27 protein-coding genes and 4 pseudogenes are annotated in these 23,727 nt (G+C 68.3%); 12 read left to right on the top strand and 19 right to left on the bottom strand.

Annotated features, from left to right (window positions below; translation table 11 throughout):
• Positions 1–95: 95 nt before the first annotated feature.
• Together OG622_RS04820 and OG622_RS04815 are read right to left on the bottom strand one after the other, a co-directional pair.
• Entirely contained in the window at positions 96–572 is a 477-nt protein-coding gene (locus OG622_RS04820) for a nuclear transport factor 2 family protein (protein ID WP_371573589.1), read from the bottom strand.
• Between the two features lie 81 nt (positions 573–653).
• Positions 654–1,145: a MarR family winged helix-turn-helix transcriptional regulator gene (locus OG622_RS04815; protein ID WP_371573587.1), complete on the bottom strand. Its 492-nt coding sequence runs from the start codon at positions 1,143–1,145 to the stop codon at positions 654–656.
• A gap of 99 nt (positions 1,146–1,244) precedes the next feature.
• On the opposite strand from OG622_RS04815, the gene OG622_RS04810 reads away from it, so the two are divergent.
• Together OG622_RS04810 and OG622_RS04805 are read left to right on the top strand one after the other, a co-directional pair.
• Positions 1,245–1,991, top strand: a complete 747-nt coding sequence (locus OG622_RS04810) for a dienelactone hydrolase family protein (RefSeq protein ID WP_371573585.1) — start codon at positions 1,245–1,247, stop codon at positions 1,989–1,991.
• A gap of 200 nt (positions 1,992–2,191) precedes the next feature.
• Positions 2,192–3,385 (top strand): PP2C family protein-serine/threonine phosphatase, encoded by a 1,194-nt coding sequence (locus tag OG622_RS04805; RefSeq protein WP_371573583.1) that lies wholly within the window; start codon positions 2,192–2,194, stop codon positions 3,383–3,385.
• A 218-nt stretch (positions 3,386–3,603) separates the two neighbouring features.
• Here the strand turns inward: OG622_RS04805 and OG622_RS04800 are convergent, their stop codons facing one another.
• From OG622_RS04800 to OG622_RS04790, 3 genes are all read right to left on the bottom strand, one after another.
• Entirely contained in the window at positions 3,604–4,071 is a 468-nt protein-coding gene (locus OG622_RS04800; protein WP_371573582.1) for an SAM-dependent methyltransferase, read from the bottom strand.
• A 90-nt stretch (positions 4,072–4,161) separates the two neighbouring features.
• A complete protein-coding gene (locus OG622_RS04795; RefSeq protein ID WP_371573581.1) occupies positions 4,162–4,611 on the bottom strand; it encodes an ATP-binding protein in 450 nt (149 codons plus the stop codon).
• Between the two features lie 577 nt (positions 4,612–5,188).
• A complete protein-coding gene (locus OG622_RS04790; protein ID WP_371573579.1) occupies positions 5,189–5,368 on the bottom strand; it encodes a CsbD family protein in 180 nt (59 codons plus the stop codon).
• A 140-nt stretch (positions 5,369–5,508) separates the two neighbouring features.
• On the opposite strand from OG622_RS04790, the gene OG622_RS04785 reads away from it, so the two are divergent.
• Both OG622_RS04785 and OG622_RS04780 read left to right on the top strand, forming a co-directional pair.
• On the top strand, positions 5,509–5,679 hold the full coding sequence (locus OG622_RS04785) for a hydrophobic protein (protein ID WP_371573577.1): 171 nt from the start codon (positions 5,509–5,511) through the stop codon (positions 5,677–5,679).
• A 145-nt stretch (positions 5,680–5,824) separates the two neighbouring features.
• Positions 5,825–6,129: pseudogene (locus tag OG622_RS04780) on the top strand (cardiolipin synthase B); the annotation flags it as partial.
• Here OG622_RS04780 and OG622_RS04775 read toward each other — a convergent pair.
• Positions 6,125–6,505, bottom strand: coding sequence for a serine hydrolase domain-containing protein (locus tag OG622_RS04775; RefSeq protein ID WP_371584005.1), 381 nt, complete (start codon positions 6,503–6,505; stop codon positions 6,125–6,127). The pseudogene OG622_RS04780 and the gene OG622_RS04775 sit on opposite strands and share 5 nt — an antisense overlap.
• Before the next feature lie 389 nt (positions 6,506–6,894).
• Complete coding sequence (locus OG622_RS04770; protein ID WP_371584004.1) at positions 6,895–7,410, bottom strand: YceI family protein; 516 nt, start codon at positions 7,408–7,410, stop codon at positions 6,895–6,897.
• Between the two features lie 112 nt (positions 7,411–7,522).
• Between OG622_RS04770 and OG622_RS04765 the strand changes: the two genes are divergently transcribed.
• The 4 genes from OG622_RS04765 to OG622_RS04750 all read left to right on the top strand — a co-directional run bounded on the left by OG622_RS04765 (position 7,523) and on the right by OG622_RS04750 (position 10,707).
• The gene (locus OG622_RS04765) at positions 7,523–8,047 is read left to right on the top strand and encodes a MarR family winged helix-turn-helix transcriptional regulator (protein WP_371573575.1); all 525 of its coding nucleotides are present in this window, start codon (positions 7,523–7,525) and stop codon (positions 8,045–8,047) included.
• A gap of 178 nt (positions 8,048–8,225) precedes the next feature.
• Complete coding sequence (gene ppk2 / locus OG622_RS04760) at positions 8,226–9,182, top strand: polyphosphate kinase 2 (protein ID WP_371573574.1); 957 nt, start codon at positions 8,226–8,228, stop codon at positions 9,180–9,182.
• Positions 9,183–9,278: 96 nt separating this feature from the next.
• A complete protein-coding gene (locus OG622_RS04755) occupies positions 9,279–10,244 on the top strand; it encodes a YihY/virulence factor BrkB family protein (RefSeq protein ID WP_371573573.1) in 966 nt (321 codons plus the stop codon).
• A 190-nt stretch (positions 10,245–10,434) separates the two neighbouring features.
• Complete coding sequence (locus OG622_RS04750; RefSeq protein WP_371573572.1) at positions 10,435–10,707, top strand: hypothetical protein; 273 nt, start codon at positions 10,435–10,437, stop codon at positions 10,705–10,707.
• Here the strand turns inward: OG622_RS04750 and OG622_RS04745 are convergent.
• The 7 genes and pseudogenes from OG622_RS04745 to OG622_RS04715 all read right to left on the bottom strand — a co-directional run bounded on the left by OG622_RS04745 (position 10,644) and on the right by OG622_RS04715 (position 15,894).
• Positions 10,644–11,603, bottom strand: coding sequence for a hypothetical protein (locus OG622_RS04745; RefSeq protein WP_371573570.1), 960 nt, complete (start codon positions 11,601–11,603; stop codon positions 10,644–10,646). The genes OG622_RS04750 and OG622_RS04745 overlap by 64 nt on opposite strands.
• A 10-nt stretch (positions 11,604–11,613) precedes the next feature.
• Entirely contained in the window at positions 11,614–13,101 is a 1,488-nt protein-coding gene (locus tag OG622_RS04740) for an APC family permease (RefSeq protein WP_371573568.1), read from the bottom strand.
• Positions 13,102–13,447: 346 nt separating this feature from the next.
• Positions 13,448–14,143, bottom strand: coding sequence for a type 1 glutamine amidotransferase domain-containing protein (locus OG622_RS04735; RefSeq protein ID WP_371573566.1), 696 nt, complete (start codon positions 14,141–14,143; stop codon positions 13,448–13,450).
• A 184-nt stretch (positions 14,144–14,327) separates the two neighbouring features.
• Positions 14,328–14,605 (bottom strand): annotated as a pseudogene (locus OG622_RS04730) (hypothetical protein); the annotation flags it as partial.
• 112 nt (positions 14,606–14,717) lie between these two features.
• Positions 14,718–15,506 (bottom strand): SGNH/GDSL hydrolase family protein, encoded by a 789-nt coding sequence (locus OG622_RS04725; protein ID WP_371573564.1) that lies wholly within the window; start codon positions 15,504–15,506, stop codon positions 14,718–14,720.
• Positions 15,503–15,688, bottom strand: coding sequence for a hypothetical protein (locus tag OG622_RS04720; RefSeq protein ID WP_371573562.1), 186 nt, complete (start codon positions 15,686–15,688; stop codon positions 15,503–15,505). The genes OG622_RS04725 and OG622_RS04720 overlap by 4 nt, the downstream gene beginning before the upstream one ends.
• Positions 15,685–15,894 carry a hypothetical protein gene (locus OG622_RS04715; RefSeq protein ID WP_371584468.1) on the bottom strand — a complete coding sequence of 70 codons (210 nt, stop codon included), beginning with the start codon at positions 15,892–15,894 and terminating at the stop codon, positions 15,685–15,687. Before OG622_RS04715 ends, OG622_RS04720 begins: the two co-directional genes overlap by 4 nt.
• Here OG622_RS04715 and OG622_RS04710 point away from each other — a divergent pair.
• A pseudogene (locus OG622_RS04710) lies at positions 15,869–16,150 on the top strand (response regulator transcription factor); the annotation flags it as partial. The gene OG622_RS04715 and the pseudogene OG622_RS04710 sit on opposite strands and share 26 nt — an antisense overlap.
• On the opposite strand, the pseudogene OG622_RS04705 reads toward OG622_RS04710, so the two are convergent.
• Positions 16,142–16,471, bottom strand: a pseudogene (locus OG622_RS04705) (non-reducing end alpha-L-arabinofuranosidase family hydrolase); the annotation flags it as partial. The pseudogenes OG622_RS04710 and OG622_RS04705 overlap by 9 nt on opposite strands.
• 199 nt (positions 16,472–16,670) lie before the next feature.
• A complete protein-coding gene (locus tag OG622_RS04700; protein WP_371573560.1) occupies positions 16,671–17,795 on the bottom strand; it encodes a cellulose binding domain-containing protein in 1,125 nt (374 codons plus the stop codon).
• A 426-nt stretch (positions 17,796–18,221) separates the two neighbouring features.
• Between OG622_RS04700 and OG622_RS04695 the strand changes: the two genes are divergently transcribed.
• The 3 genes from OG622_RS04695 (at position 18,222) to OG622_RS04685 (ending at position 20,315) form a co-directional block, all read left to right on the top strand.
• Positions 18,222–18,596: a hypothetical protein gene (locus tag OG622_RS04695; RefSeq protein ID WP_371573558.1), complete on the top strand. Its 375-nt coding sequence runs from the start codon at positions 18,222–18,224 to the stop codon at positions 18,594–18,596.
• Between the two features lie 196 nt (positions 18,597–18,792).
• The gene (locus OG622_RS04690) at positions 18,793–19,164 is read left to right on the top strand and encodes an ArsR/SmtB family transcription factor (RefSeq protein ID WP_371573555.1); all 372 of its coding nucleotides are present in this window, start codon (positions 18,793–18,795) and stop codon (positions 19,162–19,164) included.
• A gap of 722 nt (positions 19,165–19,886) precedes the next feature.
• Positions 19,887–20,315 carry a VOC family protein gene (locus OG622_RS04685; RefSeq protein ID WP_371573552.1) on the top strand — a complete coding sequence of 143 codons (429 nt, stop codon included), beginning with the start codon at positions 19,887–19,889 and terminating at the stop codon, positions 20,313–20,315.
• Between the two features lie 528 nt (positions 20,316–20,843).
• Here OG622_RS04685 and OG622_RS04680 read toward each other — a convergent pair.
• From OG622_RS04680 to OG622_RS04670, 3 genes are all read right to left on the bottom strand, one after another.
• Complete coding sequence (locus OG622_RS04680; RefSeq protein WP_371573550.1) at positions 20,844–22,094, bottom strand: MFS transporter; 1,251 nt, start codon at positions 22,092–22,094, stop codon at positions 20,844–20,846.
• A gap of 670 nt (positions 22,095–22,764) precedes the next feature.
• Positions 22,765–23,133, bottom strand: a complete 369-nt coding sequence (locus OG622_RS04675; RefSeq protein ID WP_371573547.1) for a winged helix-turn-helix transcriptional regulator — start codon at positions 23,131–23,133, stop codon at positions 22,765–22,767.
• A gap of 124 nt (positions 23,134–23,257) precedes the next feature.
• Positions 23,258–23,452: a hypothetical protein gene (locus tag OG622_RS04670; RefSeq protein WP_371573545.1), complete on the bottom strand. Its 195-nt coding sequence runs from the start codon at positions 23,450–23,452 to the stop codon at positions 23,258–23,260.
• Positions 23,453–23,727: the final 275 nt, after the last annotated feature.

Here is a 23,727-nt window from a genome sequence, read left to right as displayed (position 1 = left end):
TTTAGTGGTAAGCGTCACTGTCGCCGGCGCGTGCGTCGACGCCCCAGGGCGGCCCGGTGCGCGGGAGACCGGTACAGACTGAGCGCTGCCTTCGATCAGGACTGGCGGGGACTGTCCAGGCGTTCCGTGGGCCCGCCGAAAGGCAGGACGAGGGTTCGTGTCGCCAACAGCCAGGTGCTGTCGATCCTGCGGAAGGTGTCCTGGTAATGGCCGATGTTCGCAGGCAACCGGGGCGCCACCAGCGCGCCTTCGGTATAGCCGTCGACTCGGTATGTCGCGAAATAGGTAGTCGCTGCGGCAGTGTCCGGCGAGTCGACGGTGACCAGGATGTTCGTGCACATCCGCCGGGACAGCCGATCCGCCGGCCGAGAGCCGAAGTACTCGCGCAGGGCCTCCCGGCCCTCGATCCGCCGCTGGTCATAAGGCCATTCCCAGACGCCGTCGGGGGTGAAGAGGTCGGCGACGGTGCTCGGCTCGCCGAGGTCGAGCCGATGGACGAGCTCCAGGATCAAACGCTCGCAGGCGCGTTCAGCGAGGAGACACTTCATCGGGTCAGGATCGCCAGTACTCATCTCCGCTTCCTACCCGCGATCAGGCGAACATGCACGGAGCAGTGCTCTGGGCGGTGTTGATGCCGGATGCTGCTGCGCGGCTCAGGAGGTCCGGGTGTGGTGGTCCAGCAAGCGGAGCAGCAACCGCACGAGTTGGTCGCGTTCGGCCGGACTCAGTGGTGCGAGCAGTTCGTCGTGGAGGTCGTCCAGGACCTGGTCGAGGCGGGACAGGTAACGGCGGCCTTGAGGTGCGATGGTGATGATGTTGCGGCGCCGGTCGTCGGGATCCGGTGCCCGCTCGACGAGGTCACGCTCGGCCAGTTCGTTGAGTACGCCGACCATGTCGCTGCGGTAGATGCCCGTGCGCTCGCTCAATGCCGCTTGGCTCCCCGGACCGATGTCCTGCAGCGAGGCGAGCACGGCGTAGTGCCACTTGCGGGCGTCCACCTGGGCCAGCCCTTCGTTGATCAGCCGGTCCGACCGCACGGACACCTGCGACAACAGACGACTCGCCCGTCGGCGCAGCCTGTCGGGCGTTTCGAGTGCGTCGGGGTCGGGCACGTCGGCCGCTTTGTCGCTGATCACGGGGCCCATCCTATCCATTGCGTTAGTGCGACTAACGATGTACGTTCACTCGCGCCAAACCGTTAGTGCGACGAACGTTTTTCGAGTGAACCCCGAGGAAGGAAGCTCTTGCCCATCAAGACACTGCGGATCCCCACCACGGACGGACAGGCCGACGCATTCGCCGCCTTCCCCGACCACGGCGAGCGGCACCCGGGGGTGCTGATGTACGCGGACGGCTTCGGCATCCGGCCTGTGCTGCGGGAGTTGGCCCGCGAACTGGCCGGGCACGGGTACTACGTGCTCGTCCCCAACCTCTTCTACCGGAACGGCCCGGCGCCGGTGATCGAACTTCCCGAGCACATCGGAGAAGAGGTGCGGCCCGCGGTCATGGCCCAGCTGATGCCCTTGATTCAGGCGCACACCGCCGAACGTGTCCTGAGCGACGCCGACGCCTACCTCAGGTTTCTCACCACCCAGCCCGAGGTCGGCGCCGGACCGGTCGCGGTGACCGGCTACTGCGTAGGCGTCCTCCTGGCGATGCGCACCGCCGCGGCCCACCCCGGTCAGGTGGCAGCCGTCGCCGGATTCCACGGCCCCGTGGGCGCCGACGGGCCCGACAGTCTGCGCAGCCTTCTCTCCGAGCTCACCGCCCAGGTCCACCTCGGCCACGCCGAAACCGACATGACGCCGGAGGCCCTCGGCGAGCTCAACCAGGCGCTGGATGCCGCAGGCGTCGACCACACCTCCGAGATCTACACCGGCACCGTCCACGGCTTCACCATGTCCGACACCGACGCCTTCGACCCCTCCGCACTCCAGCGCCACTGGGACCGCCTGCTCCCGCTCCTGGACCACACCCTCGCTGACGGCTGACGGCTGACGGCTGACGGCTGACGGCTGACGGCTGACGGCTGACGGCTGACGGCTGACGGCTGACGGCTGACGCCCCGGCCCTGACGGCGGCACCTGCTCGCATTCGACCTGGCTCACTGCCCTGACCAGGCAATGTGGGCGCATTGGGTGATGTTGCGCAGACTCGGGGAAGAAGTTGCGGCAGCCGATGGGAGGTTGTCGTGGAGGGTGGAGATCTGGAACTGGGTGAGTTGCTGGCCGCCGCGGAGGCGGCCCCGCCCGGTGAGTCTGTCGATGTGATGGCACACGATCTGCAGAAGCGGCTCGGTGCGGAGCGCGTGTCATTCCTGTTCGTCGACCTCATCGGTGAGCGGCTGGTACGGCTCGCCGCGGCCGGTGACGAGGTCCCGGACCATGCCGAGCCGATCGCTCTGCGGGGCAGCGTCTACGACAACGTTCTGCGGAGCCAGCGCCAGCATGTGGAACCGGACGGTCAGGGCGGACGGCGAGTCATCACTCCGGTCACCAACCGCGGTGACTGCATCGGGGTCCTGGAGGTGACCCTGCAGTCCGCCGACGACGTCGTGCTCCGGCAGGTTCGCGACGCGGCGCACGCGCTGGCCTACATCATCGTCACGGACGGCCGTTTCACCGATCTCTACCACCTGGGCCGACGCACCACCGAGACCAGCCTGGCCGCGGAGATCCAGCACCAACTGCTTCCCTCGGCTTCCTGTTGCGAGGCGGCCCAGTTCACCCTCGCCGCCGGGCTGGTCCCGGCCGACGACATCGGTGGCGACACCTACGACTACACCCTCGACCGTGACACTCTGCACCTGTCCATCACCGACGCCATGGGCCACGACACGAACTCCGCTCTGCTGGCCACACTGCTGGTCGGCGCGCTGCGGCGGGCTCGCCGCAGCGGCTGCGACGCCCTCAAGCAGGCGAACCACGCCCACCAGGCCCTGTTGCGCCACAGCCGTGGCCTGGCCACCGGACAACTGCTGTGCGTCGACCTCGAAACAGGCCTGTGCGAGCTGGTCAACGCCGGCCATCCCTGGCCGCTTCGGCTGCGTGACGGCACCGTCGAGGAGGTCGAACTCGCCGTCAACCTGCCCTTCGGTGTGGCAGCACCCACCCCCTACCGCGTCCAGGAACTGCGACTGCGTCCCGGAGACCGGCTGATTCTGGTCACTGACGGCATGCAGGACCGCGGGGCAGCGGCCGCCGACCTGGCCTCAGTCGTGCATGACACCGGCGCGCTGCATCCAAGAGAAGCCGTCCGCAGCCTGACCGCCGCGGTGCTTGACGCCTGCCATGGCAACCTCAAGGACGACGCCACGGTCCTGATACTGGACTGGCACGGCAACCGCGACCGCTCAGCCGAGAACAGACCGGGTCCGCAGCGATGAGCGGCCCGGCGGCACGGGACTCTTTGGCCACCGAGGACAACGCGAGTGGATGACTCCCGCGCTTCGGCCGTCGTGATCGTCGAACTCGACGATCAGGCCCGGCAGATCATCCGGGTGCGGTTCGGTTCAGGGAGGAACTCGCCCAGCCCTGCGGCAGAGGGCAGAGGGCAGAGGGCAGAGGGACAGGCGGTGCGCGCGGGTGCGTTGGCGGGGGCCGTTCACGGCTGGAAGTACTCCGACATCAGGCCGCTGACCCATTCCGGCTGCTTGATGTTCACCGCGCGGAACTCCGCCATCGTCGGCTTCAGGTCAATGACCGGGGTGCCGGAGACCGCGTCGAGGCCCACCACCGTCAGTTCGCGGCCGAGGACGGATTCGATGGCGCAGCACGTCACCCCGATGCGGTTCGGCCTGCGAGGGCCGCGGCCGGCGAAGACACCCATGGGCGGGAGGTCGGAACGGCCGCGGTAGGGGCGGGGTTCGCGGTAGTCGTCGAGTTCCGGGAACTGGTCGAAGACAAAGAGGATCTCCACGTGGGAGAAGCCCTCCAGGCCCTGGAGGCACGCCTCGCCGAAGCGCTCCTCGATGGTGATCGTGCTGCGGACGGCACCCCAGTTGTCCGTGTGCTGGACATCCGTCCGGTCGTTCCGGACCGTACCTATTGGTGTGACCTCGAAGCTCGGCATGGCAACGTTCTATCTCTTGGGTCGGCGTCGTGCCCAGATGGGATGACGCAGAGGTGGGGAGCGGCGACGGTCGGCGCACCGCCCCGCCTGTCAGTGGGAGGGCTTGCGCAGGTGAAGGTGAGCGACGACCTGTTTGCCGGTTTTCAGGGCGACGGTCTGTAGTTGGTCGCACAGCCGGGCGACCAGGTGCATACCGTGTCCGCCGACGCGGCGGGCGTCGTGTGCTCGCAGTTCGGGCGGGCGGGAGGAGGTGTCACGCACGGCGATGCGTAGCAGGGCGGCGTCGGGTGCCACTTCCAGCGCCAGGCTGCCCGGACCGGGTGCGTGGCGCAGCGCATTGGTGACCAGCTCACTGACGACGAGTTGGGCGTCCTGGCTGGGCCGCCGGCCGGGGTCGTGGCCGGCCTGGGCCAGCAGCGTGCGTACAGCCGCACGGGCATCGGCGATCGATACGTCTGCCGTGTCCCAGGTGACGCTGTATCGCAGGCGCGCTGCGGCTTTCTGTTCATCCGATACCCGATGTTCAAGCGGGGTGACCATAGAGCTCTTCCCGTGGGTCGTTCCTTGTCGTTCATCACGCGTTGCCGGTATCGCGTCATTCGCTTACCCGCTGTCGTCCTGTTCATGGGGCACCCGGCGGTCGAGGCTGATCGGTGCGGGTCGGCGGTGGGTTCTCGGCTGTGACCGAAGGGCGGCGAGCAGGACCCGGGAGACTGGCCGGATGGATATCGGCCGCAGGAGGCAGGTCGACATCATCGGCAACCCGCGGCGGTGCACGGCGGTGGTGGTCACAGGTTCGGCTGCGACCAGAACATGTGGCGGCTGACGGTACCGGCGCTGGTCGCTCCGTCTCCGCGGTACATCGATGACGACCGTTACCAAGGTGCGGCGTTCCACACCGACGCGGTCAACCCCGGCGGGGCGGGGTGGGCCAGGGGAGCGAGGGCATCGTGACGCCGAGACGGTGATCGCAGTTCGTCGGCCTCCCGTGCGGCTGGGATGGTGACCGCCGACGGCAAGCACGTGCGGTGCGACGGACGTAGGGCGCTCGCGCGGCAGACCGAGGGCCCTCCCCGGATCTGTTCCGGGGAGGGCCCTCGGCTGGTACTGCGACGACTCAGTGCCTGAAGGCGTCCTTGGCCTTCTCCTTGCCCTCACGGGCGTCGCCCTTGCTCTTCTTCGCCTGTCCCTCGGCGGCCATGCGGTCGTTGCCGAGGGCTCGCCCCAGGACCTCCTTGGTCTTGCCCTCGGCCTGCTCGGTCTTCGCCTTCGCCTTGGCCTTTTCGCCGCCGGTCATGGAACTCGCCTCCTCGTAACCTTGGGTGCCGCTTTCGCGGTAATGCCGCCAGTGCCCTGACTGCGCCTTCATAAACAAGGAACTTCCCAGGAATGGAGGAGCATTGGCAGGGCAGACGGAGCCGCAGGAGGTTGATAGCTATGGTTCCCCTGCTTCTTGTTCTGCTTCTCGCAGTGATCCTTTTCGGGGCGGGCTTCGCCCTCAAGATTCTGTGGTGGGTGGCCCTCGCCGTGCTGGTGCTGTGGCTGCTGGGCTTCGTCATGCGATCCACCCCTACCGGAGGTGGCCGCGGCCGCTGGTATCGATGGTGACCTGACCCGCACCACACCCTCGTAGGGCCCGGCCGTCATCATGACGGCCGGGCCCTACGAGGGTGTGAGTTCCCTACGGGGTGTGAATAGTGGTCGGGGCGGGAGGGCCTCGCGTGACTGAACCTGTACACGTCCGGTCGCGCGGATACGTCGACACCTGGAGCACCTGATAGGGGTCGCGGTGACCGAAGGCAACGCATTCACCTGTTGCGTAACGGAGATGCGATCTTCGCCCAGGCGCTGGCGGAGCGGGCCCGCGCCGACGTGCGGGTGTGGTTGCCGCTGGACGGGTTCGGCAGCCGGCTGATCGAGGCGGAACAACTGGAGACGATGGAGCAGGCCGGAGTGCAGGTGGCCTGGTTCCGCAAGTCGCTGTACCTCTCACCGCTCAAACAGAACCACCGCTGTCACCGCAAGGTCCTCGTCGTCGACGAGGAGGCAGCGTTCACCGCCGCTCGCTGGTCGAGATCGCCACCAGCTCCTTGGCCGCCCACTGGGGGAACAGGTTCGCGGAGACGGACCGGGCGAATCCGGGGGCCTTGACGTAGTCGACGAGTCCGGTGATGGAGGCGGCCAGCATGCGCAGGGTGATCCGCTCGCCGTCCTTGACGTCGGGCAGCCGGACCGCGACAGGGTCGTCGAGGCGGCCCTTGCCCTGATCGACCAGCCGCAGGAGGGTCGTGCCCAGGTAGCTGATGGCCACATTGCCGTTCCGGAAGTGCGTGGCAGGTTCGGCAGGGACCCCCGTCATCGACTCGCCGAGCGCGGTGGTGATGACTTCGCGGCCGCCGACGGTCACGCGCGGGATCACGGATCTGAGGTCCATGTCCGCCTGGGCCCGCTCGGCGATCCGCAGGACGTCGCGCACCCATCCGCCTTCGGGCACGCGGGAACCGGCGCAGGATCGGCGATGCCCGCCGTTACCGGCCGAGCTGCCCGTGGCCTTGGCCGTGGCTGGTGTCTGAAGGGCGATGAGTGTGGCGAGCGCGGTGACAGCGATGAGCCGCGACCGCGTGGAACGGGCTGATCTCATGGCCGGAGTATCAGCCGCAAGTGCCGTGACAGCGGCCCAGGTGGCGCCGACCCGCACGAACATCACCCGTCAGGATCGTGCCGGGTGGCCGTCCCGGGACCGGAAGGCAGCTCTGCCCGAACCCATGAAGAGAGGCAGGTGCTGGACACCGCCCGAGGTGGGGCTGCCCGGCGGGCCCGCTGTCAGGCGCCGGCTCGGGCGAAGCGCAGTGTCGCTGTGATCGTGGCCAGGCCGCGCATCATGCCCAGTTGGTTCCAGGCGATGCCGAACTGTTCGCGGTCCACGGTGAATTCGGTTTCCAGCGTGAGCCCTCCGGCGTTCGCCTCCTTCAGGCGTGCGGTAAGGGACCGTGACCTGCTGATGCCGCGTACGGTCAGCTGGCCGACGATCTGCACCGTGTCACCGTCGCGGAGTTCGGCGCTGCGAACCGCGAAGGTGATCTCGGGGTGGTGCTCGACGTCGAAGAAGTCGGCGGACCGCAGGTGCTCGTCGCGCTTGGCGCTCTTGGTGTCCAGGGAGGCGGCGTCGAAGGCCACGACACCTATGGCGGACCCGTCGGGCCGGACCTCGCCCTGACCGCGCACGGTGCCGAAGGTGCCCTTCACGGTGACGAGGCCCCACATGGTCTTGTGTCGCACGGCGACGGTCGAGGCAGTGGTGTCGAGCTGCCACAGTCCGGTTTCCACGGCGACGGTCATGGTCATCTCCAGGCGGTTGCGGTCGTCCAAATTTGCATGACCGACGCTAGCCCGTTATCCGAATTTGAACAACCCTCATCCTCCAAAATTGGACAACAGCTACACTTGGTCCATGGCCGACCTCGACGCGCACCCTGCTCGCCTGCCCGAATGTCCGTCCGAGCAGAGAGACGGCCTGCTGCCCGCCGAGCTGCACGCCTGGATGCTTCTGCTGGCCGCGACGGGTGCGGTGGAGCAACGGCTGCGCGCGGTCGTGAAAGAGCGGCTCGGCGTCTCCCACGACGAGTTCCTGATTCTGTGCCTGCTGGCCGCGCAGCCCGAGGAGGGACTGCGCATGACCCGGATCGCGGAACTCCTGGGTCGCCCCAAGACCCGGCTCACCTACCAGATCGCCTGCCTCAACCACTCCGACCTCATCACCCGTGAGTCGGTGTGCGGTGACAGGCGTGGCATCCAGGTCGCCCTCACCGACAAGGCGAGGCGCCTGCTGAAGGAGGCCTCCGACCCGCTCGCCGCGACGGTGACCGACGCGCTCGGTCAGTTCATGGGTCCCGCCCAGCGCGAAGCGCTGCGCGGACTGCTGCCGGATCTCGTCGAAGAGTGTTCCGCCGAGCCACCGGGCCCGGAGCCCGCTTGATGCGGGACTTTCGCTCCGGCGGGCCGCCGTCTGCGACCGGCCGGCGGAAGCCGCTGAGGTCGCCGGTCACATGGAGGGAACGTGACGGGGCACTCACGGTTGGCGTCGGTTCCTGTCCTGGCAGTCGAGGGGCGCGCACACCAATACTGAGTACACGGGCTCACGCGGGAGTGTTGCGATGAACGCTGAAGAGGCCGACAGGCTGCTGGACGGGCTGACCGTGGACACCAGCCGACAGGAGCGGCCTGTCCTGCTGGACGGGACCGGCCGCCCCCTCAGGACCTGGCGCGAGAACCATCCGTACGACCGCAAGGTCGGCCGTACGGAGTACGAGCGGCGCAAGCGCGTCCTGCAGATCGAGCTGCTCAAGCTCCAGCGGTGGGTCAGGGACACCGGCGCACGTGTGATCGTCGTATGTGAAGGGCGCGACGCGGCGGGCAAGGGCGGCACGATCCAACGCCTCACCGAGCGGCTCAACCCCCGAGGCGCACGCGTGGTGGCCCTGGACAGGCCCACCGAGCGCGAGACGGGGCAGTGGTACTTCCAGCGGTACATCGCACACCTGCCGACGGCGGGAGAGATCGTCTTCTTCGACCGTTCCTGGTACAACCGGGCCGGTGTGGAGCGGGTGATGGGCTACTGCTCGAAGGAGCAGTACGAGCTGTTCCTCGATCAGTGCCCGGCCTTCGAGCGGATGCTCGTCGACGACGGCATCCTGCTGGTCAAGTTCTGGTTCTCCGTGTCCCGCGCCGAGCAGCGCACCCGTTTCGCCATCCGGCAGGTCGACCCGGTGCGGCAGTGGAAACTCTCCCCCACCGACCTGGCCTCGCTGGACCGGTGGGACGAATACACGGAGGCCAAGGTCGACATGTTCCGTGCCACCGACACCGAACGCGCCCCTTGGACCGTCGTCAAGAGCAACGACAAACGTCGCGCCCGGCTGGAGACCATGCGCAGTCTGTTGTCGCGCATCGACTACATCAGCAAGGATCCCGAGGCGGTCGGTACCCCCGACCCACTCATCGTCGGCGCCGCCAACACCCTCCTGGAGCCCGGCGAGGAGGACACCACGCTTTCCCCCACTCCTCTGTCCCACCGCACCAGCGGGCCCGGCAGTCACCCCGACCCCACCTGACGGCCGACCGCCGCAGTCGTTCGGCTGTACGGTTCTCCCGGCGGCAAGATCGCGTTCCTCGTCTGGCCGTACGAACGACAGGAGGAGACGTTCTCGATGGGGACCGTTGTACACGTCCCGCAGACGCGGGACATGATCGGGGACGAGCTGTCGGGAGACGAGGCGCTCACCGCGCTGAGGCACTACGGAGGCCGCCGACTGCTCCTCGACGCGTTCGCCCGGTTCCGCTACGCCGACGGCTTCACCAACTCCCGATCTCTCGCGTTCCAAGTGGTCCTGGGCCTGGTGCCGTTCACCATCGCACTGGTCGGCGTGGCCACCACCGTGCACACGGAGAGCGTGGGGCGGATCATCGAACTCACCCTGGGCCAGATCGTGCCGGGCGCGAGTGCGAGTCTGGTCGAGGACGCTCTGGACGCCACCGCGCGCAGCGCTGGTTCCGGGGTGTGGAACGCCGTCGCCATGTGGGTGGGACTGGCCTTCGCCGTACTCAACCTCGCCTCGGCGTTGGGGCAGGTGGAGCGAGGCGCCAATCGCATCTACGGCATCGAACGCGACCGGCCGTTCCTGCCCAAGTACGGGCGGTCCCTGCTCCTCGCCCTCGCGGCGGGCATGCCGATGGTGCTGGGGTTCCTTGTGCTCGTCGCGGGGGACGCCATCGGGAACGCGGTGGTGGAGGCCCTCGGCCGGCCCCGGGAGCTGCTCGACTGGTGGAAGCCTCTCGAAGTGCCGCTGGGCGTGGTACTCGCCTGGGTCGCGTCGGCGGTGATCTTCCGCTGGGCCCCGCGCAGGGACCAACCGGGCTACACATGGCTCGCGTTCGGCTCGGCGGTCCACCTGGTCCTGTGGGTCACGGCCACGTGGCTGCTGGCGCTCTACGTTGCCAGGAGCGGATCGTTCGGCGCCGTGTACGGACCGCTTACGGCGTTCGTCGCCCTCCTGTTGTGGGCGAACCTGACCGGCGTCGCGCTGTTCCTGGGTATCGCGTTCGCCGCTCAGCTCGAAGCGGCGCGGGCCGGAATCACCGAGGCAGTGCGGCCGGACCCAGGGCCGGGGCCGTGACCCGCCGTCATTTCACTGCTCCGGGGAGGCGCGCGTTCTCCGCTCGGGGCTGTGGGTCAACGGCGGTGGGGCCGTGGCGAGCGCGGTCGAGGCGGTGACGCGGCCTCGCGGACGACCTGCCCGTCCTGTGCGCCTACACCCTGCCGTCCCGCGCGCGTCGCTGTCGGGACACCCGGAGAAGGCTCTCGCCGTGGGCGGAACCGTCGGCGAGTCGTTGTACGGCACCGGCCAGATCCGCCGGTTCGCATTCGGCGGTGATGTCCACGTGTACGAGCACGCACTCACGGATGCCTTCACACCCACCGAACACGCCGCACTGTGCGCACCCTTGGAGCGGGCCACCACCGTGCTGATCCAGCAGACCCGCCACCGCGACCGCCCCGCCCAGTGGCAGAGGCCTCAGCCGCGTGGCAGGGACTCCTTGCGCCACTTCGTGAACTGGCGCACCGGGTCGCCGGTGTAGGACCACGGGGTGCGCGTGGCGTGCTGCCCGATGATGTTGAACAGTGATCCGGCGATATCCGTCAGCCCGGCCGAACAGGCCGCGTGCGTCAGGTAGTTGAGGTCGCGTATCTCTCCGGGGGGAGGGGGGCCGTCCGCACGTCCGGTGATCCAGCGCTGCCAGGTGCGCCGTACGTCGCTGGCGGCGCCGTCGTGGCTCCAGTGCTGTCCCATGCCGAGACCGGCCGGCCGCACCCGGCTCTCCTCCTGGAGGGTGCGGTACTCCTCGACCCGGGCGTACTGCACCAGCACCGGCAGCGGGGACCCGGCCGGGGCCACACCGGCCGCGTCCCGGGCGAAGTCGTACATCAGGCCGTGCGAGCCGTGCCAGCGCGACGAGTAGTAGTGCAGCACCTGGAGGTGACCCTCGACGCTGAACGGGTCGCGGTCGTACAACTCGTCCCACCAGCGGACCAGTTCCTGCCGGCGCACCCCGCCACTGTAGAGCCGGGCCACGGAGATCAGGGAGATCCAGGGCGTCGGGTCGTCGGGGTAGGCCTCGGCGGCCTCGAAGCAGGCCACCGCCGCGTGGTCGATGCGCCGCGGATCGATGGGTACGCCCCGGCCCGCGGTGATGGCCAGGTTGAAGGCCCGTGCCGTCTCGGTGGCGGCCCGCAGCGCCAGTGCGTCGGCGCTGCGGGGCTCGGCGGCGAGCCAGGACTCCACGGTCGAACTGCCCGCGCACGCCTGCGCGAGCACCCGGACCCGGTGGCCGCGGGCGACCCATGCCGGGCCGGTCCTGCCCAGCAGGTCCCGGAGGCCCTGCCAGCGGCCGATGACGATGTCCTGCCGGGCCGAGGTGAGGGCCGCGTCACCGCAGTCGGAGTCGAAGTCGGGAGTGAATCGTTCTCGCGCCATCGGGTCCCTCTCAGAAGTCGGTCGGGAGACCCTGATGGGCATGGGCGTGTCCGGCCGCCGCCGCGGCGGCCGCGGCGTCGCCTGCGGTGGCATCGGTCTCGACGACCTCGGCGGCGTCGAGCGGGGCGGGGCGGTAGTACTCGCTGCCCTTGCGCCAGTACCAGAGCATCGGAATCACGCCGACCGCGAGGCCGCCGAGTCCGATCGCCACGGACGCGCTGCTCAGCTCTCCCAGCGACTCGATGAGCACCCAGAACATGAACAGGGCGCCGAACAGTGGCCACAGCCCGCCGAAGACGAAGTTCGACACGGACTTCAGCAGCATCCTGCGGTAGGCGACGACCACCGCGAGCCCGGCGAGACCGTAGTAGACGGCGATCTGCAGACCGATCGCGGAGATGGCGTCCGCGAGGATCTCGCCGACCGAGCCGAGGGCGTTGGAGGCCACGAACATCACCAGTGCCACTCCGCCCACCACGGTGATGGCCACGTAGGGGGTGTTCCAGGTGCGGTGGACGCGGCCGAGGGCCTCGGGCATCGTGCGGTCACGGCCCATCGCGAACAGGGAGCGGGTGACCTGGATGAGGGTCGTCTCCAGCGTGGCGATGGTGGACAGCATCACGGCGACGATGAGCAGCTTGCCGCCCAGGCCGGGCCAGACCTCCTCGCCGAGCACCGCCAGGACGTTGGCGTCGTTCTCCTGGATCTGGGTGTCGGTGAGGATGACGTTGACCGCGATGGTGAAGACCTCGAACAGCAGGAAGACGATCCCGACACCGATCAGGCCGGCGAGGCCGGTGGTGCGGCGGCTGTCGCGGGTCTCCTCGCTGAGGTTGCTCGTGACGTCCCAGCCCCAGTAGTAGAAGGCGGCGATCAGCGCGCCGGATGCGAAGCCGCTCACCCCGTCGAACTCACTGAAGCCCAGCCAGGACCATTCGAAGGACCGGGCGCTGTCGCCGTGCAGCAGCGCGAGCACGGCGAACAGGGCCAGGATGACGAGCTCCACGCCCGACATGATGAGCTGCGCGCGAACGGTGAGGCGGGCGCCGCCGAGGACGACGAACAGCATGACCAGGAACCAGAAGGCGCCGACCGCCGTGGCCAGCGCGGTGTTGTCGGCCAGGTCCGCGTCGAAGAGGGACAGTGTCATCGCGCCCGCGGGCAGTGAGCCGGCCACCATGAAGATGGTCGCGGAGATCACCAGGGCCCAGCCGCTGAGGAACCCCAGGAAGGGGTGGAGCGTGCGGCCCACCCAGGAGTAGCTGGCGCCCGCGTTGACATCGATGCGGCCGAGGTAGCTGAAGGCCAGGGCGATGCCCAGCATGGGTATCGCGCAGTACAGCAGAGCCGCGGGGCTCGCGAGGCCCACCGCACCGACGAGGACGGCCGTGGTCGCCGCGATCGAATAGGCGGGCGCGCTGCCTGCCACCGCCATGACCACCGTGTCGAACGTGCCGAGGACATTGGCCTGCAGCCCTCTGCCCCTGTTGTTGCTCATCGATGCAATGCCTTTGTGAGGGCACGACGGACGGACGCCATGGGCCGCCGGGCGTGGAGGACTTGAGGGTGACGCTGCCTCGGGCCCGGAAGGGGGGCTTCGGGCCCGGGGTGGCAACGCAGGAGCGCATCGTGCGTCAGCGATCGACGACCGAATGATCACACCATGTGTGCGAGTGATGATATCCACGTTGTTTGACGGTTCAAGATTGACTGGTGAGTAATGTTCTGAGTTGGTGAACATTTCACTGTTCCGGGCATGGCCTGCCCACCGAGGAGGTCGGTCAGGAGTGACCGGGCGAGGCGAGGGCCGACCGGCAGCGGTCGGGCCCCCGCCTCGCACACACTCAGCCGAGCCGGCGGACGACTGCTTCCGCGACCGCCTTGGCGCTGCCCGGGTTCTGCCCGGTGATCAGCCGGGTGTCCTCGACAACGTGGGTGGCGAAGGGCTGCTCGGCGGTGCTGTAGGTCGCTCCGAGTTCCTTGAGCCGGTCCTCAAGGCTGTACGGGACAGCCTCCGCCCGCTGGGCGAGTTCCTCCTCGCGCCAGGAGAATCCGGTGACATTCTTGCCCTTCACCAGAGGGTCGCCGTTGCTCAGTGTGACTTCGAGCAGGCCACATGGTCCGTGACAGACCGCCGAGACGATCCGCCCGGTCTCGTAGAACCGCGCGACAAGGGTCTCCAGTGCCTCGCTCTGGTGGAAGTCGAACATCACGCCGTGGCCTCCGGTGAGGTAAATGGCGTCATAGTCATCGACCTCGACCTGCGCCACACCGATGGTGTGCCGCAGCTTGTCCATGAACTCGCGGTCGGCGTACCGCTTGTCGGTGCCGAGGTCGCCGAGGACGTTGTGAGCGAGACTTTCCGGGTCGATCGGCACGGGACCGCCGTCGACGCTCGCGATGGTGAGCTCGAAGCCTGCCGCTTCGGCGACGTCGTAGAAGTGGGTCAGTTCGCCCAGCCAAAGGCCCGTGCGATATCCGACGGTCCGATACTCGCCGACGCTGGTGACGATGACAAGAATGCGGTTTGTGGGGGGCATTTTCGTCCTTCTGCAGAGGTTTTCGACCCACCCTCTCATCTCTCGATGTGCTTGACGGGATCAGGACCTGTTTCTGGAGAAGGGCTTTCCACGTCTGAGATGTATTCATCAGACGGACTGTTACGAACTGTTCCCGGGGGTTGTTCCGAACCGGTGTGATGGTCGAGTTCGACCGCGCGAGGCGTTACGTCACCGCGCTCAGTGTGTCCGCGAGGCGATGACGGGATGCGCGGGCTGCGGGGAGAGCAGCGAGGGGCAGGGCGCCCAGTACCGCTGCCGCCGCGAGGGCGGACAGCGCCATGGGGGAGGGGCCCTGCGATGTCGGCCCCGGTGCCGCCGATGACGGTCAGCAGCTCCACGAGCCGATGAGCGCGAGAATGCCCAGCAGGCCGCGACGACACCGTGCAGCGGCGACAGTGCCTCGGCGGGGTTCGTCGCGACGTGCACGTCCAACTGTCCGCGGTGGTCGCGTTCTTCGCGTCCAGCGGCACTTCGTGCAGGGGGTCATGGCGGTCCGTGAAGTAGGACCGGTGCGGCTCCGGCCGTGGATCTCCGGACAGGAGAAGCTCCGGGTTCAGGTCGCGTCCTGGAGCTTCACCGGCCCCGGTTCCGGTCTCTTCGCCGAGCAGCCGTCGCCCGACGAACGCCCGCGCAGTCGCCGCCACAACCACGGCGCGAGAAAGTCCACGGCCCAGCGCACCTCGACGCCGACGGCCCGCAGGGCGGGGACGGGAGGCAGGGGAGGCAGTGGCTCGGCCCAGTCGTCGTGGTCCGGCAGACCGAGCGTGTGGGCCATGCCGGAAGCGATCCGCGCGTGACCCAGTGGGCTCGCGTGCAGCCGGTCATCGGCCCAGAGCCGCGGATCGGTGGTGACCGGGTGCGCGAAGACGTCCAGTACGACGACGCCGTACCGCTCAGCGGTAGCACGCAGGCGGGTGTTGAGGTCGAGGACGCGGGGGAGCACCCGGCGCGCGAGCGGCGAGACCTTCCCCAGGTCCGGGAAGGTCACGGTGGCGACCTGGGCGCCCGACGCGGTGAGCCGGGCGAACATCTCCTCGATGTCGGCGACGACCGACGCGGAGTCGAAGCCGGACCGCACCAGGTCGTTCATGCCGGCCATGACGGTCACGAGGTCCGGCTTCAACTCCAGTGCCGGCCCCAGTTGTTCGGCCCTGATCCGGGCGGCCGTCCTGCCGCGTACGGCGAGGTTGGCGTACGCGAGGCTCGGCTGCTGCCCCGCCAGGACCTCGGCCAGTCGATCGGCCCAGCCCCGGTGTCCGCCCGCCGCGTCGGGGTCGCCGAGGCCCTCCGTCATGCTGTCGCCGATCGCCACGTAGCGCCGGTAGGGGTGCGGAGCGGTCATGGCGAGGAGCCTACACAGGTACCTCGGATTCCGTGTCGGTAGCGGCCTGCGCTGACCGACCCGCCGACCTGCCGGAACTGCGTGGCGGTCACCATGGCGGCGATGGCGTCGGTGATGCGCGTGGCCGGGGTGAGGTTGTCCGCATCGCTGGTGCCCAGGGTGGTGCGGTGGGCGTCGGTCACGCGCCGTCGTCGAGAAGGACCACATTGCTGACGTGGGCCCCGATGTCGATGACGAGCAGGGGCCGGGCCCAGGCCAGGTCGGCGTCGGCTGCGACGGCCACGGCTCGTGCGGTGGGAACGGTGAGAACGGTGTGCGGCCGCACGATCTCGGCCGCGGCGTGGGCTTCGGTGCGGAAGGCGACTGGCGATCTGGCCGTACTGGACATCGCCATACCCCGGATGACCGGCCTGCGGGCCGCCCGTGAACTGAGCGCGCTGAAGCCGGACCTACGCGTGCTGATGCTGACCATGCACGACAACGAGCAGTACTTCTTCCAGGCGCTGAAGGCGGGCGCCAGCGGATATGTGCTGAAGTCGGTTGCCGGCCGTGACCGGGTCGCCACCTGCCAGGCCGCTGTGCGCGACGAGCCCTTCCTCCACCCGGGGGCGGTCACCGCGCTCATCCGCACCTATTGTCCACGAACCGGCGAGGCTGCTGGCGGTCCAGGAGCGGAAGTAGCGTCGGCCGTCCGATCCGATGGCCTCGACGAGGAGCAGATACTGGTTGGCGCCCTGCACCCTGTACACGTTGCTCGCTTCGAAGAGGGCGTATTTGGAGTCCTGGGCCGCGATGACGGTGTTGGTGAAGCCGTTCGGGAACTGTCCGACGGTCGTCTGGGACCGGTACAGGTGCCCGTTGTCGTCGGAGGAGAACAGATGGCAGTTGGCGCTGTCGCAGATCACTCACATGTCGCCCCAGTAGCCGTTGCCGATGTTCTGCTTGATGATGTCCGGCATCGACGAGGCGGCGCGTCAGCGCCGGCCGCCCGATCAGGCGTCGCCTTCTCGGCGTGCCGCAGTGTCAGGGCGACGATTCGAAAGGATCGGTCGGCGGTGCGGCGGCGCTCCTGGCCGGTGCGCGTTTTCTGCGACAACACGTCCGGTTTCGCACGTGCCGGGGCGGCGCACGCGGCCAGGAGCACATGGTGCGTCGGGGTTCACCTCACGTCGTGGCGCAGGCGGTTCCGTTGAGGCTGAACCCGCCCGGCGCGGCGAAGACGCCGCTGTAGGTGCCCTGGAACCCGAAGGCCTGGCTGCCGCCGGGAGAGATGCTTCCGTTGTGCGTCAGACCGCTCGCCGTGACCGATCCCGAGGACGGCGAGACGGAGGCGTTCCAGGTGCTGGTGAGGTTCTGACCGGAGGGCAGGGAGAAGGCGAGGCGCCAGCCGTCGACGGGTGCCGAACCGGTGTTGGCGACGGTGACGTTCGCGGTGAAGCCGCCCTGCCACACGTTCGTGGTGTACGACACCTCGCAGGCCGTGGCGCCGCCCGGCCCACCTGGTCCGCCACCCGTGTTGACGGTCGACGAGAACGAGTTCACGGCGAGCCCCGTGCCGTTCTGCCAGGGTTCGAAGCCGGCCTGAACGCTGGTCAGGTACCAGCTGTTCTGTGCCAGTCCGCGGGCTACGGCCTGCCGGACGAAATCCATCACGTCGAAGCTCCAACTGCCGATCGCCGATGGGGCGACGAAGGACAGCACATCGTTGGAGCCGTTGTTGCCCGACCACACCTGCCAGCTGCGTCCGCCCACGGTGGCCGTGCCGACCTGGGAGCCTATGGGCTGGATCGGGCCCACCTTGTTGAACCAGATCATGATCTCGGTCCGGTTCACGCCGTCGGTACGGGGCGTCGGGTCCAGCCAGATGTCGTACGAGGCGTTGTACACGGCATCGCCGACATAGCCGTACGAGATGCTGCTCGGCGCGCTGGAGATGCCCGCGAGCTGCGCGGGAAGGTTGGTCCCCGGGGAGCAGTTGGTGTAGTGGCAGCCGTTGAAGGCGGAGGGGTAGGACTTCGGCGCCCCGTTGGTCGGGACGGAGCCGTCGGCCCGGGTGACCCGGAAGCCGGTGTCGGTGGTGGTGACGCACTGGGGCTCACCGGTGCCCCAGCGGTTGTTCTGGACGACGTAGCGCCCTTGGACGACGGCCGAGCCGAACTGTTCGCAGACAGTCGTGTCGGCCTGGGCGGGCGGCGTGGCGACGAAGAGTGCCGCGACGGTGGCGAGCGTGGTGACGAACGCGCCCAACACGCCGTGCACGGTGCGCGGAAGATGCGGTAACGGTCGCATGGGGGGACCTCTTTCGGAGGTACGGCCGGGAGGTGGAGGTGTCGCAGGCGCTCCCCGCTTCCCCCGTTTGGGAGCGCTCCCATTCTCTGTTCTGCCTGGGACTGTAGGAGTGCAGGCATGCCCCTGACAACCCTGCTGCGGTGACCGTCGGGAAAGAATGATTTCGGGCGGAGCAGCTGACGAGCCACCCGCCCGTCCGTGTGGCTGCGGACCGGTGGCGTGTGGTCTTGGGGCGCCCTCCTGTGGCACCAATGGCTATTTTCTGAGCATGAGCGATCACAAGTGATGCAGGAGTGCGGCATTTCGAGGCTCCCCCGTTCAGTACCGGAACAACAGGGGTGTCGACCATGGGTACTTCGTAGGGTCCTCGCACCGGCGGAGAGGGCGATGCCCGAGCCGCGCAATGGCCCCGAAGGAGATGCTGTGATGAGCAATGTGGAGATTTCCCTGAAGGAGATCATGACGTCGATCGAGGGCGCGTTAGGGACGGCGCTGGTCGACTACACCAGCGGTATGGCCCTCGGCACGTTGGGGGGCGGCAAGGACCTCGACCTGACTGTTGCGGCCGCGGGCAACACGGACGTGATTCGCGCCAAGACCCGCACCATGGAACACCTCGGACTCAAGGGTGCGATCGAGGACGTGCTGATCACGCTCGGCAGTCAATACCACATCATTCAGCCGCTCAAGGGCCGCGGCGGCAACGGGCTGTTCCTCTATCTCGTGCTCGACCGGGCAAAATCGAACCTGGCCATGGCCCGTCACCAACTCAAGCGCATCGAGGGTGGACTCGACGTGTAGAAAACGCCACGATTCGCGGCTTCGCACGCCCATGAGTTGAAGAATTCTGCAACTGGACATATCCAGATCAGGTCAATCCCATGGGTGTGCGAGGCCGAATCCACGAGTATTGGTCCGCACTACCGCCTGCGGTGGCACGTACAGGGCCGCCGTGCCCAGAAAGAGCCCGTCACGCGCCAGGGAGTGAGTGATTCTCATGCAGGTCCCCCTCTACCAGGCCAAGGCCGAGTTCTTCCGCATGCTCGGGCACCCGGTACGTATCCGAGTCCTGGAACTGCTGCAAGGCGGCCCACTCGCCGTGCGCGACCTGCTCAGCGAGATCGAGATCGAACCGTCCAGCCTCTCCCAACAGCTGGGCGTACTGCGCCGGTCGGGGATCGTGGTCTCCATCCGGGAGGGCTCCACGGTCAGTTACGCGCTCGCCGGTGGGGACGTGGCCGAGCTGCTACGCGCGGCCCGCCGGATCCTGACCGAATTGCTCGCCGGCCAGAGTGAGCTGCTCGCCGAACTCCAGCAGGCGGAGATCCAGCCGGCCCTCACCCCGGGCGTAGCCGAACGACGCCCCTGACACCGTGGGCCCTGGGGGCCCTGTGGTCGACGCGGAGACGCCGGAGGATCCGCACGGACGCTCGTGTTCGAGTCGCCGCCCGATCACTTACGGCTCCCCGCAATGTGCCTCGCCAGTACATACCTCGGGCACGGTCGGATAAGTGACAGACCGGTCCAGCCGTCAGCGTGCCGTGGCGCTGGGTGGCAGCCCTCCCGACCGGCTCGCGCCGCACCTGGGGCCGCGCATCCTGGACCTGTTCTCGCGTTCGGCAGGCCCGCCTCGCGTGACTGCACGGCACTCACCTCGATGTTGCCTGGGGACGACATGCACGATGCTTCCTCAGGCTCGGATGCGCACCGAGCTGCTGGAGACGGCTCACATCAGCGCGTCACTTGCCCTGGAAAGGGGGTTGGTCCGAATCCCGGGGAGGAGTGGGATTGATGCGCTTCTGACCTCGCATCTCCCATGGCTGACGTCGGTCGATCACCGGCTGAGGCCTCCTGGCAGGCGTGGCAGCCGTCGTGCATGCGTAGCACCACGGGCAGAACCACCGCTCCTTCACCGGCAGGGTCCACCGCATCAGGGATGCCGGTACTGGCACCCACCCCACATCGGTTCACTCCCTGCGACCGCATGACACAGCATCGGCTCGCAGGGCCGTCCTCCCGACAACAGGCGGATTCACAACAGGCGCATTCGCAACAGGAAATGAGCAGTAGAGCCCCTGCTATGGTGCGCCGATGTCATCGATCAAGCAGTTCCAAGTCACCTTTGACTGCGCGGAACCTGAGCGCCTCGCTCGCTTTTGGTGTGAGGTGTTGGGGTACGTCGTACCGCCGCCACCGGCGGGGTTCGCCACATGGGACGATTTCGACCGCTCCCGGTCTCCTGAGGATCAGGGTTCATCGTTCGCATGCGGTGATCCCTCAGGTGTGGGACCGCGACTGTTCTTTCAACGCGTTCCCGAGGACAAGGTCGTCAAGAATCGGGTGCACCTTTGCGTACGGGTCGGTACCGGGCTCGTGGGTGAAGAGCGACTGGCCGCGCTCGAAGCCGAGTGCGCACGGCTGCTACCGCTCGGCGCGGTACGCGTGCGCCTCCTGTATGACGGCAACGATTCGTGCATCGTGATGCAGGACATCGAGGGCAACGAGTTCTGTCTCGACTGAGCATCCTCCGAGACCGCGAGGTGAGACCCCGTCTCCCTCGGGCGACCAAGGCCTGGTCCAGGACCGCGATGTGGTCAGCGGCGGTGTTTGCGCCGACGTTGCCTGGCCGCGGCGGGCCGGCCAGCGCCTCGCCGGTGTTGTCCCAGAACGCACAGGAGCGGTGGTAGCCGAAGCCGCGTTTGTGGGTGGCCCCGGCCTGCTCCTTCTCGGAGGGGCAGGTGTATCAGTGTGGCGTCGACATCGAGGATCGGACCGGGCACGTCCCGTCCGCTCGCGCGGGGAGCGGATATGCCCTCGCGTGTTTGATTGGCCTGCAGCCAGGTGACTTCTCGTGATCGCGGGCCGGGCGGAGCGCAGGCGGGCGAGAGCCGCGAGGTCGATGCCCGTCAGCAGAAGCCAAGCGGTCGGCGTGGAGGCGACCGAGTTCTCTTCGTCGACGGGGAGGCCGCCGCCGTGACCGCTGTCGCGCCGGTGCCGTCGTGTCCGTATGGCCCGACGGACGTGGTCCCTCCGGGGGCGGGTCGCTCCTTACGGCACCGGGCGCCCCGGCCGGCCGGGACGGGTGGGCTCGGTATCGGCATGGGGCGCGGACGCTGTGCCCGCGCCCCGGCGGGAGGTGTCGACCGCGGGGGCCAGGAAGGCCGCACAGGCGACGCAGGCGAGGACGACGAGCATGGCGGGGCGCAGACCGATGTGCTCGCCGAGGAAACCCAGCCCCGGCGGACCGACGAGGAAGGCGACGTAGCCGATGACGGCGACCAGGCTGACCCGAGCCGTCTCGTCGGGGCCGGACTCCCCGGCGGCGGAGAGTGCCAGAGGGAAACCGAGTGATGCGCCGAGGCCCCAGAACAGCACGGCGGCGCCGGCCACGACGGGGCTGTCCGACACGACGACGAGGAGCAGGCCGAGTGCGCCGGAGGCGGCACTGACGCGCACGACGGTGATACGGCCATAGCGATCCAGGAAGAACGTGCCGGTGAAGCGGCCCACCGTCATCGCGGCGGCGAATCCGGTGTAGACGAGGGAGCCCGCTGTGGCGCCCATTCCGTGTCCGTCGACCATGAGCAGGGGCAGCCAGTCGTTGGCCGAGCCCTCGGCCAACGCCATGGCCAGCACGATCGCGCCGATGAGGAGGAGCCTGCCGTCCTTCCACACCGCCGGGTGCCGCACCCCGCCGTCGTCTTCCCGGTGCTTGGCGGGGCCGGTGCGGCCGGTGCCCGCCGGTATGGCGCGCACCGCGTGGAGCAGAAGGCCGACGGACGCCGCGACGGCCGCCGCGAGATGCCAGTACACCGGGACCCCGGCCGCCGTCGCAGCCATCCCCGCACCGGCTCCGCACACCGTTCCCAGGCTGAAGAAGCCGTGCAACGCGGGCAGGGTGGTCACCCCGCTGATCCGCTCGACGTCCGCGCCGTCGACGTTCACCGCCACGTCACCGACGCCCATGCCGGCGCCGAAGGCGCCCAGGCCCACGGTCACCAGCGGTACCGACGCGGCGAAGCTGCCCCAGCAGATCGTGACCATCCCGGCCAGCAGCAGCCATGTCCCCCAGACGATCACGGGACGCGTCCCGTACCTGGACACCAGCCGCCCCGAAGAACTGATCCCCAGCATCGAGCCGAGCGAGAGCCCGAACAGCACCAGCCCCATCTGCGCGGTGGAGACATCCAGCTGGTCCCTGATCGCGGGTGTGCGTGTCACCCACGACGACATCGAGATGCCGGCGAGCAGGAAGACCAGGAACAGTGCCTGTCGGCGCCGGCGCACGGCCTCGTCCATGAGACTGCTTCTCCAAGGGAGCGGAGCCACTGCGAGGCCCTCTGCGGCACCCCCCGACCGAACAAATGTACAGGCTCGTCGACTCGGCGAATAAATGCTTTCAAGGGCGACAGGCGACAAGGGACAGGGGAGGAGACAGGGATCAAGGATCAGGGATCAGCCGGAGTGCTCCGCGGACGAGTCCTGTCGGGTGTAGGCGTGGTGGACGCGGCTTTCCAGCCCCTGGGGGCTGGGGGCGTAAACGGTAAACGACCACCATGCGGGCGTTCTCCGGTGCCCAGTAGCGACCGACACCCCGCGCCGCAGGAGTCCTGCCGTCCCGATGCCTCGCCACGGTTCCGCCGACGGTGACCAGATCGGGCGGCGGTCTGCCGATGACCTCCTCGGGCGCGTACCCCCACAGCCTCGGCGTGCCGGCGCTCCAGTAGGTCACCCGATCGAGTCCGTGACCACGATCGCTTCAGGCGTGCCGGCAGGACGCCCGCCGACGCCGGAGGGAGTCGACCTGCCCGCTCGTTGTGCTTCATCGTCGTGCATGCCTTGCCGTCGCCGATGACCGGCGACGACCACGATGCTCCGCACGGTGGCGAGCGGCAGGGGTTGGGGCTCTCGCAGCACAGGTGAACCCGCACCACGGTCCCGACAGCTCACCTTTGGGAACCGGTCACGGTCACTGGCGGGCGTCGAAGCTGTCGCGGGCCGCGAACACTTCGGTCATGTGTTCCTCGGCCCAGAGGCCCAGTGCGTGAAGCGGGGCGTGCAGGGTGCGCCCCAGGGAGGTCAGTTCGTATTCGACCCTGGGTGGTACCTCGGCGTACATGTGGCGGGTGACGAGCCCGTCCCGTTCCAGGTCTCGGAGGGTCTCGGTGAGGACCTTGGCGCTGATTCCGTCGACGGTGGCCCGCAGGTCGCGGAACCGCATGCGGTCGGCACTGAGGGCGATGACCACCATGGCCGTCCACTTGTTGGCGATGCGAGCAAGTGAGGTGCGGGACGGGCAGGTCGCCGTCATGACACTGAAGGACGGAAGCTGTGGCATGCGGCACATCCCCTCATTGGTTTACGTCGGGGTGACTGATTACCGGTGGTGAGTGTATGGCCTCAACAGGCAGTACTCGGCTGAACGCGGGCGCGGGGGTGGTCGCCGATGACATGGTCTGGCATCAGCCGGGTGCCCATCGTTTCTCCGGCAGCCACCGCGGCGCGGCGGCGGTGGGGGAGTTCCTCGGCACCCCGAGAAGCCCCTGAATCCCGGGACGGGCCCGGTCCAGCACTTCGCGTACGAGCTGCGGGGCTGCGGCGCTCGTCGTCCAGGACATGGCGGAGGAGTTCGGGATCACGGTCGGCGGGACGAGCAAGGTGGTCGAGCCTATTGAAGCCGTCGGCTTCTGCAATCGGTTCCGTGATCCCCGGGCGGGGCATGGAAAGAATCGCTGCCACCCTGAACACGCTCCGGGCGGCCGGACGTTCGGCGAGTGGATGGCGGTAGCTTTTGGCGTTTCACCCCCGGTGCGGCGCGAGAAGGCGTAGGGAGCAGTCGGATGTGCCGGCGAAGGAGGTGACCTGACCTTCTCCTTGATGCGTTCGGCCGAGCTGAAGCCGGGCCAGGAAGTGCTTTTCAACCCGTGGTTTT

Origin of the sequence: Streptomyces sp. NBC_01314 (assembly GCF_041435215.1) — a bacterium.
Lineage (GTDB): Bacteria > Actinomycetota > Actinomycetes > Streptomycetales > Streptomycetaceae > Streptomyces.
Note: the sequence above shows the minus strand (reverse complement) of the source record. Positions and strands in the feature narration are given on the sequence as shown.